The following is a 13,850-nucleotide window of genomic DNA, read 5'->3' on the forward strand; positions in this document are numbered from 1 at the left end:
TCAACGGTTGATTTCTCAAATGACTTTCTGCATGTGATTCGTTCAGCAGCCCCTACTTATAAACGGGTTAGCATTTGTACATTTTAAAAGAGAAAAAAGGAAGGGGCTTTTCTATTGGTATGGATTTTTGGACTATACTTATTAAATACTGGTTTTATGATCATTATGGCTATTCGTGAGGTTCGGCGACCAGCAGTGGCGTTAAATTGGATAGCCATTAGTTTAATATTCCCTGTGATTGGTTTTGGGCTCTATCTGATTACATCTAATCCCATACGTATGAATGGTGGTCAAAAGCCGGCCTCTACTTCTAACAAATCAGAAAAATTGCCTGATTCGTATAGCCACTCAGCAAAAGTAATCGCACAAGCATTGAACCACATGAGCGTGGGAGGATTAAGGTCTGGTCAAATACAAGTGCTAATAAATGGAATGAAAACGTATGAAAGATTTATGGAATCTATAAAGAACGCCAAAAAAACGATTGACCTGGAATATTACATATATAAAGCCGACCAAATTGGAAGGCGTATGACGGACCTGCTGATCGAACGATCAATGGACGGTGTGCACATCCGCTTTATTAGGGACGGTTGGGGGAGCCGGAAATTATCCAGAACTGAGATTTCCCGGATGATGGATGCGGGGATCGAGTTCAGGACCATTTTTCCTTTACGTCCCCCTTGGATATTTTCAGCCCTGAATAATCGAGATCATTGCAAGATCGCCCTAATCGACGGTAGGGAAGCTTTTACCGGCGGGATTAATATTGGGGATGAATATGCGGGATTAAAGCCAAATGCAGGGTTCTGGCGTGATACTCATGTAAGAATAGCTGGTGAAGCATCATCTGATTTGAAAAATATCTTCGAACACCATTGGAATATCGCTTCGCCAGAACAAATAAAGTCAGTATTCAGAATCAAAACAAAGCCAGGAAAAAATGGTTCCCAAATCCCTGCTACAACCAGCTTACCAAAACCATTTACCATGATGGCAGAATGGAGCAACGAGTTGGCAACTATTCAAGAAGCACACGCGCATAAAGATCCGGGCAGTGAGAAAATGAACCAAGCCTATGTACAAACAGTTGAAGGTAATCCTAGGATTCCTACGCCTTTTATTAGGGAAGCCTACTTTATTGGAATAACACAAGCCACAAAAACCATTGATATCACTACACCCTACTTTGTGCCAGATCAAGATATCATTATGGGACTAAAGACGGCAGTGGCACGTGAAGTACGTGTAAGATTGCTGGTTCCCCGGGAAGTCGATCAAAAAATCGTAGACCGTGCAAGCTTTACTTATTATGGGGAGTTGTTGGAAGCGGGGGTTCATATCTACTTATATAACAAAGGAATGCTCCACGCGAAGACAATGGTTATCGATGGGGAAATTGCGGAAGTAGGAGCAGCAAACTACGATATGAGAAGTTTTCGCTTAAATTACGAAGTGAGTGAATTTTTTTACAGTAAAGACGTGGCAAAAGAACTTACACAGCAATTTGAACAGGATTTAAATGATTCTGTCCCTTTGAAAATGGAGGATTTAAAGCAGCGCTATCCTTCACAGCGTTTAATGCAGCGGGGTGCCCGTCTCCTTTTTCCGTTGCTATAGCCATCAACATCTGAAGAAGGTTTTCTACTATAAAACACTTTCAAAAAAGCCCTAAGGTAATCTAAAACTGAGGCCCTATTTGAACAATTATGTTTAAAACGAGCCATTCTTTAACTCTGGTAAATACGGTGGTATTGGTACATTAATGGTTGATGCCGGTATCTCAAGGATCTTTCCAATTTGAATATCGTAGGGTGAAATGAATGCGTTGGCTTTCTGTAGATGTTCAACGGATATGCCATATTGATTAGCCAGCGATTGTAAAGTATCTTCTTCAGTTACGGTATGCTGGGTACGCAACTTTTCGATTTTACATGCTGATTGCTTAAATGTTGGCTGTTTGGATAGTGGATCGGTAAAATCCGCTGTTAACTCATTTGCGGCTTCCCGTCTTTCCCAACTGCCAAAATGAAAGGGAACAAATACTAGTCCTTTTTGTACCACATTGCCAATTCTAGCAAAACGATTGTAGTAAGCAGAATTCGGTGGTAGCTGTACAAAGCCGAGTATTGGCATCTAGTAAATGAGTTTGCAAGCCGGCCCTGCGGAACTTTGCGATTGTATAGTAATCCTCTAAGAGACCTTGTCCGGTTGAATCGCTATTTGACCCTCTCTGTTTTAGAGAATCGGTCGCTTTTTTTACCATTAAATTCATCGCCTCATCCCATGTTGCAGGAACCAACTTTCCGGAAGAATCACGGATCATGGGAGTTAACAGGCGATCAGGGCTGTTATTGGCATACCACTGATTTTCCCCTTTGGGGCCAAGTCTGCCTCTGTTAATGGGGTGGGCACTGTTTCCCTAGATTCCGACTATCTTCTCATCTTTCACGGCTATATAGCAGCCGCAGCCGATTGAGCATATATTACAGGTACTGTACACCCACTTATCAATATCTCCCTGGCTGTACATATTTATATCGGTTCTTTCCGTTTCCCAGGACATTGAACTTCCTCCTTGGATAGTAGTTTTGAGAAAAAAGATTATGCTGTTAGCGAAGGGCAGATATGTAAAAAGATGGAATGATATATTTTGTTTGCTTAGCCCCATAAATCCTTTCCAATTCAGCAGCTGAGTGTTCAAGGTTGGTCTTTATCTCCTGGAATAACGGCTCCAAATTTCTTGCTGATTCCAGGTACGGAAGATTCATCCATTCAACTGCTCTTTTCCATGCTCGAAATGTAGGGTGGGCTATTTCATTATCATGATAAATAATAGACAGAAATTCTGACATGTTCTTTAGTTCGGCCCCATCATTTGAAAGCTCTTGCATTATTTTTTTAATCATTTCCAGTTGCTCTCTCAAATAGTTTGAAGCAAAATCGCAATCGGGTGATCAGAATTTTCAATTTCCTTTATTGTTTTTTCAGTTTGGTTTTGAAGATCTGAATATAACTCCTTCAGTTGTAACAATAAATTTCCTCTCTTTCATAAATAATTGCAATGCTCGCGGGCAGCGCTCACATTCTTTACTAAATTTCCCAATCATTTGAGGAATATACTTTAGATGGAACCACTTTCCTCCATTAAATGTGAGAAGTTAGGTAATTTTTTTTAAGTCGGAGTAGCCGTAAAAATTTGATGTATCCCTATTAATGGCTACGAAAAACCCTTAGATCATTTAAATCTAAGGGCTTAACAACACTATTAGTCCACCTAATAAACCGCCTAATAATCCGCTTAGAAATGGGTTAGCCTAATAAGGTCCCCAAAAGAAGGGTCTAAAGGGGAATGGCCTAAAAAAGGGCCTAAAGAAAAATGGCCTTATACCACAAATCCTTTGGTCTAAATTTTCAACCTGATTATTTTCCTGAGATAAATTGTAATCATATTGCGGTTCTGGATTCATGAAAAGCACCTTCATTTCATTTTTAATCCAGAATATGCATTTACCTATTTTTATTCTTGGGTTAATATCCCTAATTTAAAATGAAAGAGATACACGGTAAAAAAAGAACTATGAAGGCAGAAGGAAATTAAAACGTTGTATACCTATAATGAATTATAAATAAATACTGAGGTTGATACCGGGGATAGGAAAATTTTTTAGAATTGATAATAAAACATTTTATTCGAAGAATAATACTTTTGTACTAAATCATAAACGGGAGGAATGGCATGGCAAATCAAATGGATTACTAACCAAATTAAAGCAAAGCAGAGGCAACATCTATGTTTAATGATGTTCACTAAAGGGAACGGTGAAAAAAATTTGAGATGAGACACATTATCCAAAAAGATGATTCATCGCAATCCTATAATTGTCACCAAATAGAAGAACTGATGGGGATCTGGAAACGAGGTTACTACAGAAAAAATCGTGCTATTCGCCAAAAGTAATTTTAGGTCTATATTCCCGAAAAGAATTTGCCAAAGAAGAAAATTCTGATTCAGGTAATCTAAAAAGGTCAAAAAAAATTCAAGGAGGATTCATCATGACAGTAATAAATGATGTTAAGACAGCTCTAGCAGGCTTAAAAAGTGCACAAGCAAGTTTCGAAACATTTGCTCTTGGTACAGATAATCAACAGGCAAAGCAACTTTACCAAGATGCTGCTAAACAAACCCAATCTGTTATTAACAGCATTGAACCACGCGTTCAACAAATTGAACAAGAAGAACCTCAATACAAACAACAATAATGAGTAAGATAAAAAAGGTTGGTTGGGAGGCCAACCTTTTTTAATTCCTTTAAATAATGGGAAAAACGGAGATGGTTTCATGAAAGACAAAATAACCAAAATAAAAATTTTTCTTTCCATTTTAGCCGTGATCGGGTTTGGAACAGGATGTAACGATAACCAAAATCAGTTAGATGAGGATAACAATGATTTAGGTGTTTCACTGGTACATACGACTAAACCCATCGATCAATCAGTTGCCAATAGGGCTAAAGAAAAAATGATTGCCAAAGAAGAAATTTCAGATGTAAAGGCTGTGAATACAGAAAAAGAGCTTTTTGCAGCAATAAAAGTTGATAATTTTGATCGCTTTCGATTAAAGAAAATTGAGAAGTCAATAAAATCCGACTTGGAAAAAATGAACCCAAACCATGAAATAATTGTTTCGTCAGATAAAAAAATGATGTGGGAATTGGAACAATTAGAACAGAAACTTCAAAAAGGCAACACAGATAAGAAGAGCTTAAAAAAAGATTTAAATAAAATTAAAAATCTAATGAAAGAGAAAACTTAAAGAGAAAGGGGCAAGCTATGTCAAATAATCAAAAGAAACAACTAACCCCGGTGCAACAAGAATATCAAAAATTGCAAAAAAATCGAGAAATCGACAGACCCGTTTTTAAAAATTGTATAAAGGCCTTTATAACAGGTGGTCTGATTTGTCTTATTGGCCAGGTTATTCAAGACTTCTTTATTTATTATTTTGATTTTACAGACCAAACGGCTGGAAATCCAACTGTGGGTACATTAATTTTTATTGCTATGCTTCTTACCGGTTTGGGGGTTTATGACCGAATTGCTCAATTTGGAGGAGCTGGTTCAGCAGTTCCAGTTACCGGTTTTGGCAATGCTGTCATTTCAGCTGCTATTGAACATCGAACCGAAGGGTTTGTATTAGGAGTCGGAGGTAATATGTTTAAATTAGCTGGGTCTGTTATATTATTTGGTGTTTTTTCTGCGTTTGTTATTGCATTAGTAAAGACAATTCTAATTAGGTGGGGTGGTTTATGATACTCGCAGGTCATCGTACATGGATCTTCGAACAAAAACCCGTCATACTTTCTACTGGAACAGTTAGTGGACCATTTGAAGCAAACGGAGCAATCGCAGAAGATTTCGATCTCCTTCATGCTGATTTATGGCTTGGACAGGATTCCTATGAGAAAGCACATAAAATCCTTTTTGAAGAGGCCTGTCAAAAAGCCATGGAAAAAGGGGGCATCCAAAAGGATCAAGTTCAATTTATCCTAGCTGGGGACCTAATCAATCAGATCACCCCAACAAGTTTCGCTAGTCGAACAATTGGAGCCCCGTATTTTAGTTTATTCGGTGCCTGCTCTACGTCTATGGAAGGATTGGCCCTAGGTGCTTATATCGTGAATACCAAAGGAGCGAAATATTTATTAACCGGAGCATCCAGCCATGCCATAAGAAGGTTGTTATCATCAATCACTTTATCAATTAAATCGATACCATCTTGTCTTCCTACTTCTTTGATGACAGTACTGCACGCTTTTGCATACTCTTCAGTTTCCAACTTATCCCTTTGCATATAGCCATCTTTCGATGTTTTCTGTGGTCTTTGCACTGTCTTCACCTCCGTATTCCTCCAAGATTACTATTGTTCGGCCCTTCGTTCCGAAGGAACTACTATGGCCTCTGCTGACTTCTTACAATTCAACTTGCCATTGCTGACAAGTTTGTTCCTGTGGGATGTTACATCCCTCTTGTCGGGAACCCTTGTAAGACCTCCCCGGGTAAGAACTACAACCTTCCTCCCATGTAACTGCTGTATTTACTGTATGGAACTCGTGCAGTATCGGACTTTGTTTTGTTTGGCAAACTCATCCATTCCAATTCAGCCTTTTATACAGTTTCTGTTCGTCAGTTCGGGATTTTGCCTCCGGCTTCCTTCAGATTCCACCTCACGATGGACACCCTTGCCTTTAGCTAACAGTTCCTACTGCCAAGCCTGTAGTGGACTTTCACCACCAAGTTATAGCCCATGCCGGGCGCACCATAAAGAGGGGCTGTCCAAAAAGTCATATTTCAGATTTAAAATATGGCAAAAAAGCAGGTGTTCTGGTCGCTTTCCGCGGGCGATCCGCAAGCCTCCTCAAGCACGTTCCTCGCGCTTTGCGGGGTCTTGCCTGGCTCACTATTCCCGCAGGAGTCTCCCAGCACACCTGCTTTTTACCTTTGTTTTATTGAATATCTACTTTTCAGACAGTCCCTATACCCTATAAACTTATTCATCTTTATTATCTGCGTCATTTACATCTTTAGGATCTTCAATTGGTTCTTCTGTATCAGTGTTGTCATTATTTTCATCAATATTATCTGGATCTGTTGCGTCTTCAGCATCTTCAATTGATTCTTCTGTATCAGGGGTGACATTATTTTCATCAATAGTATCTGGATCTGTTGCGTCTTCAGGATCTTCAATTGGTTCCTCTGTCCCAGGAGTTACATCCTCAGGTGGTGGATTATTATCGTCATCTCCATTATTACACCCTAATAACAAGAACATTGAAAGAAAAACTGTTGATAAAAGTTTCATCCACTTATGATTCATCTTTACCACCCTTTCGATTGTTGTAATTTCTAAATTATTTTTTACGTTTATTCTTTTTTTATTCAGATAGTCTAAAAAAGAAATTTGATGAAATACAGTAATAAAATTAAAAATGAGGCAATTATGTATGATAATATTACAAAGTTTCCCTATTTTATCCGATTCTATTTTTTGCTTTTTGAATAACCTCTACTACAAACTGATCTTTATTTTCTAATTCACCAAGTGTAAGTTCTCCATTAGCTAATTTTTCAGAGAGCACATTAATATCTTCCTGGACGGAAACAGGGATTTGATTTTCAGTCAACATTTTCTGAAGCTCATTTGCAATTTTAGTTTCTTGATTCATTTTTAACACAACCTTATTTTAGTATTTATATGGCAGGATTTGAGCAATTTAATACTTTGAACACGTTTGTAGGAAGGTTCTAAAGAAGAGAAAGGTTGGTTAACATCCAACCAACCTTTTGTCTTGCATAATTATTGTTGTTTTACCCTGAGTTTACTTTCCTTTAACAAGTGTTCTTTATTGTATTAAATTGCCTCTATAAGGATCTTGACTTTGCATGTAGTTAGAAAATTGTTGAACCGATTGTTGAATAGTTTGTGGAGTTTCTTTTTCCAAAGCATACCATCCGTTTTTAAACATTAAGTTATATAGATTGCGGTGACAGTCTTCTGTTTCTTGGGAAATAGACGCAATTGTACGATACAACGACCCATGGCTTGCTTCTTTTAATGCAGTCGAATATGAGGAAGATATATATTTTTCCGTAGTTAAGGCATCGTTTAGAAAATCTCTATCGTTCATTTGCGGCGTCTTGGGAACTGGTGTTTCAGGATTCTTAATTTTGTTTGGAGTATTATTTTCCACTATCGTATCCTCCTTATTGATTCATATTTTGTGAAGGTTGAGTTACATACTGTTGCATCTGTTGAAGCAGCTGTTGATAGTGTCGGTCGTGCATTTGTCCAGCTTGTTCAAGTGCTGCTCTTACTTCTGGATTTTGACATTGTTGAGCGAAAAAATGCATTTTCTTCATCGCAAGTAGATTCCAGCTTAACATATCGTTTAAATAGAGATGATCCTTTGTTGACATTATTTCAGGCGGCTGCGTCATGAAAGCTTGTGCTTGTTGATTAACCATACCCGTCTGCGGTTGTTGCATGATGTTTCCTCCTTGTTAACAATGTTGTAATCACTTGGGTAGATTGCCACATAGTGGTCAAAAATATGCAGGTATTTTAGACTAGTGTTAAAGAACCAGCCACCTTTTGGACATATCATCCCTTTGGTTTCACTATAGGCATTAAATACTCCCCACCTATACGCAGATGGGGAGTATTTGTCGCTTAACTAAATATTAATTGATCCTATTCCAGATTCTGTCTAGATCCAAGGCAACATATATTTTATTACCATTAATTTCCTTATGTATGATAGGATGGGAAAAATACTGATTTATATTTCTATTAAATTGCTTAGACCTTGCTCGTGGTTTTGGTCCTGAAATTGTTTCAAGATAGTCCTTATACATACTCCGTCTACCTCTTTTTTATTATTTAATGAAAAATACAAACTGCATCAATACTCATTTCTAAATAAAAAAGCATACCAGTCTTACTTCTCGAAAAGAAAATTCCCCTCGAATGGTAAAACAATTGTACTTTCATCAGCTTTTATAAAAGTTCAACTGTCCAATTAACCCTATTCTCCCTTCCTTAATTTTTTCCTGCCAAGAGTATTTTTTCCTAAAAGATAAGAAGTATAATTTAAATTTTAAAAACTTTGTATGAATAAACATTTCTATCTTGAAACATTCTAAGAAAGGTTTCAAAGAAAAATATAGGAGGTGAAAGTCATGACAGTTATTAATGACGTTAAGACAGCTCTAGCGGGATTAAAAAGCGCTCAAGCTAGCTTTGAAACATTTGCTCTTAGTACAGATAATGAACAAGCGAAGCAGCTTTACCAAGATGCTGCTAAGCAAACCCAATCCGTTATAGACAGCATTGAACCACGTGTTCAACAAATCGAACAAGAAGAACCTCAATACAAACAACAGTAATAGTAAGGCGAAAAAAGGTTGACCTCTTAACCAACCTTTTTTCAGCTGTTCAAATAATGGAAAGACATGGAGGTGATTTTTTTGAAAGATAAAATAACCACATTGAAAAACCTACTTTTTATTATAATGGTCATTGGTTTCGCATCAGGATGTAATGGTAATCAAAATGAATTTATTCAAGGTAATAGTACTTTTGGTATTTCACAAGTACATACAAGTAAGCCAATTGATCAATCCGTTGCCAATCATGCGAAAGAAAAGATAATTGCCAAGGAAGATATTACAGACGTAAAAGCTGTGAATACTGATAAAGAGCTTATGGCAGCGATTAAAGTTGAGAATTTTGATCGATTTCGATTAAAGAGTATCGAGAAGTCAGTAAAATCCGACTTAGAAAAAAAATATCCGGACTATAAAGTTTTTGTTTCGACTGATAAAAAAATATTCTGGGAGCTTGAAAAGGTCGAGCAAAGACTGAAAAAAAACAATATGAATAAGAAGAACTTAAAAAATGATTTGAATAAACTGAAAAGTCTTATGAAGGAACAAACCTAAAGAGGAAGGATCGAGTTATGTCTAACAATCAAAAGAAACAACTTACTCCTGTGCAACAGGAATATCAAAAATTGCAAAAACAACGAGAGATCAAAAGACCGGTTGTTAAAAATTGCATTAAGGCCTTTTTAACCGGTGGACTTATTTGTTTGATTGGTCAGCTTATTTCAGACTTTTACATTTATTATTTCGATTTTACTGAGCAAACGGCCGGAAATCCGACAGTGGGTACGTTAATTTTTATTGCGATGCTTCTTACTGGTTTTGGTGTATATGATCGAATGGCTCAATTTGGAGGGGCTGGAACAGCTGTACCCGTAACTGGTTTTGGCAATGCGGTCATATCACCTGCCATTGAGCATCGTTCCGAAGGATTTGTACTGGGCGTAGGCGGCAATATGTTTAAATTAGCAGGGGCGGTTATATTATTTGGTGTTTTTTCTGCTTTTGTCATTGCCCTCATCAAGACCATTTTAATCCAGTGGGGTGGTTTATAATGCTTGCAGGTCATCGTACATGGATCTTTGAACACAAACCTGTGATACTTTCTACTGGAACAGTTGGAGGACCATTTGAAGCAAACGGAGCGATCGCAGAAGATTTCGATCTCCTTCATGCTGATTTATGGCTTGGACAGGATTCCTATGAAAAGGCACATAAAGTCCTTTTTGAAGAAGCCTGTCAAAAAGCCATGGAAAAAGGGGGCATCCAAAAAGATCAAGTTCAATTTATCCTAGCTGGGGATCTGATCAACCAGATAACTCCGACAAGTTTTGCCAGTCGAACAATTGGATCTCCGTATTTTGGTTTATTCGGTGCCTGCTCTACGTCTATGGAAGGACTGGCTCTAGGTGCTTATATTGTGAATACAAAAGGAGCGAAATATTTATTAACAGGAGCATCTAGTCATAATACAGCTGTTGAAAAACAATTTCGGTATCCAACTGAGTATGGTGGACAAAAACCTCCTACGGCACAATGGACTGTTACTGGTGCCGGTGCGGCCCTATTAAGTGATTCTGGGGATGGACCTCGTGTCACTTCTGCTACAATAGGCCGTGTGATTGATATGGGTCTGACAGATCCATTTAACATGGGAGGAGCTATGGCGCCAGCTGCGGTTGATACCATTGAAGCTCATTTAAAGGAACGAAATGTTGAGCCATCTTATTACGATTTAATTGTAACCGGTGACCTTGGCCAAATCGGACGGGAAGTGTCCATGGATCTATTTAAAAAACATGGAACTCCTATTAGTGAAGAACAATACCAAGATTGTGGCCTTATGATTTATCGGGAAGGACAACCCGTTCTTGCAGGGGCAAGCGGTGCAGGCTGTTCAGCAACGGTAGTTTATGGGCATTTATTAAACCGCATGAAAAAAGGTGAATTTAAACGAATGTTAGTTGTGGCTACAGGTGCTTTGCTTTCACCGTTGTCCTTTCAGCAAAATGAAACAATTCCTTGTATCGCCCATGCAGTGTCAATTGAATACGGAGGTGACCAATTAACATGATCTATTTTTGGGCTTTTGTCGTAGGCGGTTTAATTTGTGTCATTGGGCAAATTATGTTTGATGTATTTAAATTAACACCAGGTCATACCTTAAGTGCTCTTGTAGTGATTGGGGCGCTTTTAGATGGATTTGGACTATACGAGCCGTTGATTGATTTTGCTGGTGCAGGAGCAACAGTCCCAATTACAAGCTTTGGTAATTCCCTTGTGCATGGCGCCATGCAAGAAGCTGAAAAGCATGGTTTGGTAGGCGTACTAACAGGAATGTTTGAGGTAACAAGTTCAGGGATCTCATCTTCCATTATTTTTGCAATGATTGGGGCATTATTATTTAAACCAAAAGGATAAGGAGAATGTACTGATGACGGTCGGTTCAGAAGTAAAACAATGCCTTGCCAGCCTTAAAGGTGTTGAAGCAGAATTATCAAGTTTAGCTCTCCGGACTGAGGATAATGAATCAAAACGTACCCTGCATGAAACAATGATGACTATTCATGAGGTGGTCCAAGATTTAAAGAAACGAGTAGGTGAATTAGAAAGGGAAGAAGGTCAATATAAAGGGTTTTAAATTATTTAGTAATGCAGGAGGTATCACGAATGCCTGATTGGATTGATATTGCAATAAGGGCAATCATTTTTGCTGCAGTTTTATTTTTAATAACCAGGTTATTAGGGAAAAAGCAAATTTCTGAATTAAATTTCTTTGAATATGTGTCTGGAATTACCATTGGGAGTATCGGCGCAGAAATTTCCACTGGACTTGAACGGAACATATTTCACGGTATCATTGCAATTGGAATATTTGCAGTCATCCCCTTTGTCGCTGATTTTATCTCCTTGAAAAGCAAGCGTTTTCGCGATTTTACAGAAGGGAAACCGACTGTTTTTATTAAAGATGGGAAAATTATGGAAGATAATTTGAAAAAAGAAAGATATACGACGGATGAATTGTTGGAATTGCTCCGGAAAAAGAATGTTTTTCAGGTAGCAGATGTTGAATTTGCAGTTTTAGAGGCAACAGGAGATTTATCTGTATTACTGAAGAAAGAAAATCAGCCTTTAACAGCAAAAGATTTAAACTTAACTGTTCCATCAATTAAAGAACCTCAAACAATAATAATGGATGGCAAAATCCTCGATGAGCCGCTTGCTACAATCGGCAGAAGCAGAGCTTGGTTACATACAGAATTAGAAAAACTAGGGGTTACCCTTGAAAATGTATTTCTTGGGCAGGTAAACTCATACGGGGAATTAACGGTTGATCTGTATGACGATAAATTACAAGTTGCATCCCCTCAAGAAAGACCTTTAATTCTTTCAACTCTAAAAAAATGTCAAGCTGACTTAGAGTTGTTTGCTCTTGGAACTGAATCAAAGGAGGCCAAACAAATGTATAAGTTAAATAGTCAAAAATTACAAGAAGCTATTGATAAAGTGACCCCTATTTTAAAAGCTTGAAATTATAAAAATACATTGATTTTTCGAATTTCCAAAAAAATGAACAACATATATGGGTTAATAACTTTATTAAGTATTGCCCTTATCCTGCATTATGATTATCGCTTTCCAACAGGATTAGGTTTGTTTCTTTTAGTCTTCCTTTATTTATATTTGCATGGTTCCATAAACGAACATTTTTTATTTTCTTAATTGATATCTAATTGTAACAGCAGCGTTTAATATGTAGGATAAAAAGCATTCCTTTCTTCCTGCATGATAATTTGTATTATTGGAATGATTACTTCCTTGACGATGGTTCATCTTAAAAACTTTGCATAACTTGTTACAGTCCTAGGACTAAACGAACTAAAATTCATAATAAAGAAGTTTAGTTTGTTCTTCTAAGATTTCAGGATAGCATCTAGGGCAATAATATTTACGCTGGTCAGTACGAAGCCAATCATTAGGTAACAGTGATAGTTGATTTATCCAAAAATAGTTTTCACAAGAGGTGCAAATTTCCCTATTCATAGTAAAAAACAACTCCCTTTAAGATTTTAACTTTCTAAATATTCAAAGCTATACTATGCTCCCTTAATGATCAAGGTCTAGACATTTACCTATATAAAGCGCAGAGTTTTTCTAATTTCGATGGCCATGAAAAAGACTTGCTTTAAATAACAGAGGAACAAACAAAATCGACTAGGCATTCGTCCTGGACGATTTTGTTTCTCTTGGTACAAACAATCAACAAGCCAAACAGCTCTACCAAGATGCCGCTAAACAAACCCAATCCGTTAGCAATAATGTAGAACCACGTGTTTAACAAATTGAACAAGAAGAACCTCAATACAAACAACAATAAAGAGTATGGTGAAAAGGTTGGTTGAGAGACCAACCTTTTTTAAGCATTCCATTACTGGTAAAACATGGAGGGAATTTAATAAAGGTTAGCTTTTGGTCCCATAAAAGATTATTTTCCTTTAATTAAGGATGTTATGAAACCCACAGCGATTATAGCTATACATGAATAAAGGAAGGCATCTAATTTTAATAAAGCCAGACCTGCCAACACAATAACTCCATCTATCAGTATAATTACAAGTGCAATATTTAACGAAAAAGTTTCGGAAATAATTTCAGCTAGTAAGTCAGTTCCTCCAGTGCTTGTTTTATATCGCAGCATTAGACCAACTCCAACTCCAATTATTGCACCTCCAATTAGTGCACTTGCAAGTTGGGGAATAAAAAATTGAAAACGAAGAGGAGCCAGTAAATCAATAAATAAGGACGAAACCAATAAGCCTTGCAAACTACTAAAAAAATACTCTTTATTATTTAGGGGTTGCTGAACAAACAAAAAAACCAAATAGGAGAAGGATTTATGAGCTTTT

General features: G+C 37.4%; 21 protein-coding genes and 2 pseudogenes. 13 read left to right on the forward strand and 10 right to left on the reverse strand.

The annotated features are described in order from the left end of the window. Positions 1-114: 114 nt before the first annotated feature. On the forward strand, positions 115-1,620 hold the full coding sequence (locus tag LIZ98_RS14105; RefSeq protein ID WP_227140025.1) for a phospholipase D-like domain-containing protein: 1,506 nt from the start codon (positions 115-117) through the stop codon (positions 1,618-1,620). 93 nt (positions 1,621-1,713) lie between these two features. Here the strand turns inward: LIZ98_RS14105 and LIZ98_RS14110 are convergent, their stop codons facing one another. Genes LIZ98_RS14110 through LIZ98_RS14125 form a run of 4 tightly spaced genes read right to left on the reverse strand, consistent with a single transcriptional unit; the run spans position 1,714 to position 2,909 of the window. Further along, entirely contained in the window at positions 1,714-2,136 is a 423-nt protein-coding gene (locus tag LIZ98_RS14110) for a LysM peptidoglycan-binding domain-containing protein (RefSeq protein WP_082025943.1), read from the reverse strand. Continuing rightward, positions 2,075-2,404, reverse strand: a complete 330-nt coding sequence (locus tag LIZ98_RS14115; protein ID WP_309244561.1) for a molybdopterin-dependent oxidoreductase — start codon at positions 2,402-2,404, stop codon at positions 2,075-2,077. Before LIZ98_RS14115 ends, LIZ98_RS14110 begins: the two co-directional genes overlap by 62 nt. An 18-nt stretch (positions 2,405-2,422) precedes the next feature. Then, positions 2,423-2,566, reverse strand: coding sequence for a hypothetical protein (locus tag LIZ98_RS14120; protein ID WP_227140023.1), 144 nt, complete (start codon positions 2,564-2,566; stop codon positions 2,423-2,425). A gap of 46 nt (positions 2,567-2,612) precedes the next feature. Then, the gene (locus LIZ98_RS14125) at positions 2,613-2,909 is read right to left on the reverse strand and encodes a hypothetical protein (RefSeq protein ID WP_041846741.1); all 297 of its coding nucleotides are present in this window, start codon (positions 2,907-2,909) and stop codon (positions 2,613-2,615) included. Positions 2,910-4,056: 1,147 nt separating this feature from the next. Here LIZ98_RS14125 and LIZ98_RS14130 point away from each other — a divergent pair. The 4 genes and pseudogenes from LIZ98_RS14130 to LIZ98_RS14145 form a co-directional block, all read left to right on the forward strand. Beyond that, the gene (locus LIZ98_RS14130; protein ID WP_041844991.1) at positions 4,057-4,263 is read left to right on the forward strand and encodes a DUF1657 domain-containing protein; all 207 of its coding nucleotides are present in this window, start codon (positions 4,057-4,059) and stop codon (positions 4,261-4,263) included. A gap of 79 nt (positions 4,264-4,342) precedes the next feature. Further along, a complete protein-coding gene (locus LIZ98_RS14135; RefSeq protein WP_227140022.1) occupies positions 4,343-4,816 on the forward strand; it encodes a YhcN/YlaJ family sporulation lipoprotein in 474 nt (157 codons plus the stop codon). Positions 4,817-4,833: 17 nt separating this feature from the next. Further along, positions 4,834-5,313, forward strand: coding sequence for a stage V sporulation protein AC (spoVAC, locus tag LIZ98_RS14140; RefSeq protein WP_041902470.1), 480 nt, complete (start codon positions 4,834-4,836; stop codon positions 5,311-5,313). Then, positions 5,313-5,726: pseudogene (locus tag LIZ98_RS14145) on the forward strand (beta-ketoacyl-[acyl-carrier-protein] synthase family protein); the annotation flags it as partial. The gene spoVAC (LIZ98_RS14140) and the pseudogene LIZ98_RS14145, both read left to right, overlap by 1 nt. Here the strand turns inward: LIZ98_RS14145 and LIZ98_RS14150 are convergent. From LIZ98_RS14150 to LIZ98_RS14170, 5 genes are all read right to left on the reverse strand, one after another. After that, positions 5,672-5,899, reverse strand: coding sequence for a hypothetical protein (locus tag LIZ98_RS14150; RefSeq protein ID WP_200890342.1), 228 nt, complete (start codon positions 5,897-5,899; stop codon positions 5,672-5,674). The pseudogene LIZ98_RS14145 and the gene LIZ98_RS14150 overlap by 55 nt on opposite strands. 651 nt (positions 5,900-6,550) lie before the next feature. Continuing rightward, on the reverse strand, positions 6,551-6,877 hold the full coding sequence (locus tag LIZ98_RS14155) for a hypothetical protein (protein WP_041902469.1): 327 nt from the start codon (positions 6,875-6,877) through the stop codon (positions 6,551-6,553). 154 nt (positions 6,878-7,031) lie between these two features. Continuing rightward, the gene (locus LIZ98_RS14160) at positions 7,032-7,226 is read right to left on the reverse strand and encodes a hypothetical protein (RefSeq protein ID WP_041844978.1); all 195 of its coding nucleotides are present in this window, start codon (positions 7,224-7,226) and stop codon (positions 7,032-7,034) included. 177 nt (positions 7,227-7,403) lie between these two features. Beyond that, a complete protein-coding gene (locus tag LIZ98_RS14165; protein ID WP_041903726.1) occupies positions 7,404-7,751 on the reverse strand; it encodes a spore coat protein in 348 nt (115 codons plus the stop codon). A gap of 13 nt (positions 7,752-7,764) precedes the next feature. After that, positions 7,765-8,046 (reverse strand): hypothetical protein, encoded by a 282-nt coding sequence (locus tag LIZ98_RS14170; RefSeq protein ID WP_041844980.1) that lies wholly within the window; start codon positions 8,044-8,046, stop codon positions 7,765-7,767. A 693-nt stretch (positions 8,047-8,739) separates the two neighbouring features. Between LIZ98_RS14170 and LIZ98_RS14175 the strand changes: the two genes are divergently transcribed. From LIZ98_RS14175 to LIZ98_RS14210, 8 genes and pseudogenes are all read left to right on the forward strand, one after another. Next, a complete protein-coding gene (locus LIZ98_RS14175; RefSeq protein ID WP_041844981.1) occupies positions 8,740-8,946 on the forward strand; it encodes a DUF1657 domain-containing protein in 207 nt (68 codons plus the stop codon). 81 nt (positions 8,947-9,027) lie between these two features. Continuing rightward, complete coding sequence (locus LIZ98_RS14180) at positions 9,028-9,501, forward strand: YhcN/YlaJ family sporulation lipoprotein (protein ID WP_041903415.1); 474 nt, start codon at positions 9,028-9,030, stop codon at positions 9,499-9,501. A gap of 17 nt (positions 9,502-9,518) precedes the next feature. After that, a complete protein-coding gene (gene spoVAC / locus LIZ98_RS14185; protein WP_041902498.1) occupies positions 9,519-9,998 on the forward strand; it encodes a stage V sporulation protein AC in 480 nt (159 codons plus the stop codon). Further along, positions 9,998-11,017 (forward strand): stage V sporulation protein AD, encoded by a 1,020-nt coding sequence (spoVAD, locus tag LIZ98_RS14190; protein WP_041902497.1) that lies wholly within the window; start codon positions 9,998-10,000, stop codon positions 11,015-11,017. Before spoVAC (LIZ98_RS14185) ends, spoVAD begins: the two co-directional genes overlap by 1 nt. Continuing rightward, positions 11,014-11,364, forward strand: a complete 351-nt coding sequence (gene spoVAE / locus LIZ98_RS14195) for a stage V sporulation protein AE (RefSeq protein ID WP_041844985.1) — start codon at positions 11,014-11,016, stop codon at positions 11,362-11,364. Before spoVAD ends, spoVAE begins: the two co-directional genes overlap by 4 nt. 13 nt (positions 11,365-11,377) lie before the next feature. Further along, positions 11,378-11,584 carry a DUF1657 domain-containing protein gene (locus LIZ98_RS14200; protein ID WP_041844986.1) on the forward strand — a complete coding sequence of 69 codons (207 nt, stop codon included), beginning with the start codon at positions 11,378-11,380 and terminating at the stop codon, positions 11,582-11,584. Positions 11,585-11,613: 29 nt separating this feature from the next. Then, positions 11,614-12,474 (forward strand): DUF421 domain-containing protein, encoded by an 861-nt coding sequence (locus LIZ98_RS14205; protein ID WP_041844987.1) that lies wholly within the window; start codon positions 11,614-11,616, stop codon positions 12,472-12,474. Between the two features lie 712 nt (positions 12,475-13,186). After that, positions 13,187-13,282, forward strand: a pseudogene (locus LIZ98_RS14210) (DUF1657 domain-containing protein); the annotation flags it as partial. 147 nt (positions 13,283-13,429) lie between these two features. On the opposite strand, the gene LIZ98_RS14215 reads toward LIZ98_RS14210, so the two are convergent. After that, positions 13,430-13,850: YitT family protein (locus tag LIZ98_RS14215; protein ID WP_227140021.1), on the reverse strand; the 421-nt coding region annotated here is incomplete at its 5' end.

The organism is Caldibacillus sp. 210928-DFI.2.18 (assembly GCF_020554505.1).
Lineage (GTDB): Bacteria > Bacillota > Bacilli > Bacillales > Caldibacillaceae > Caldifermentibacillus > Caldifermentibacillus hisashii.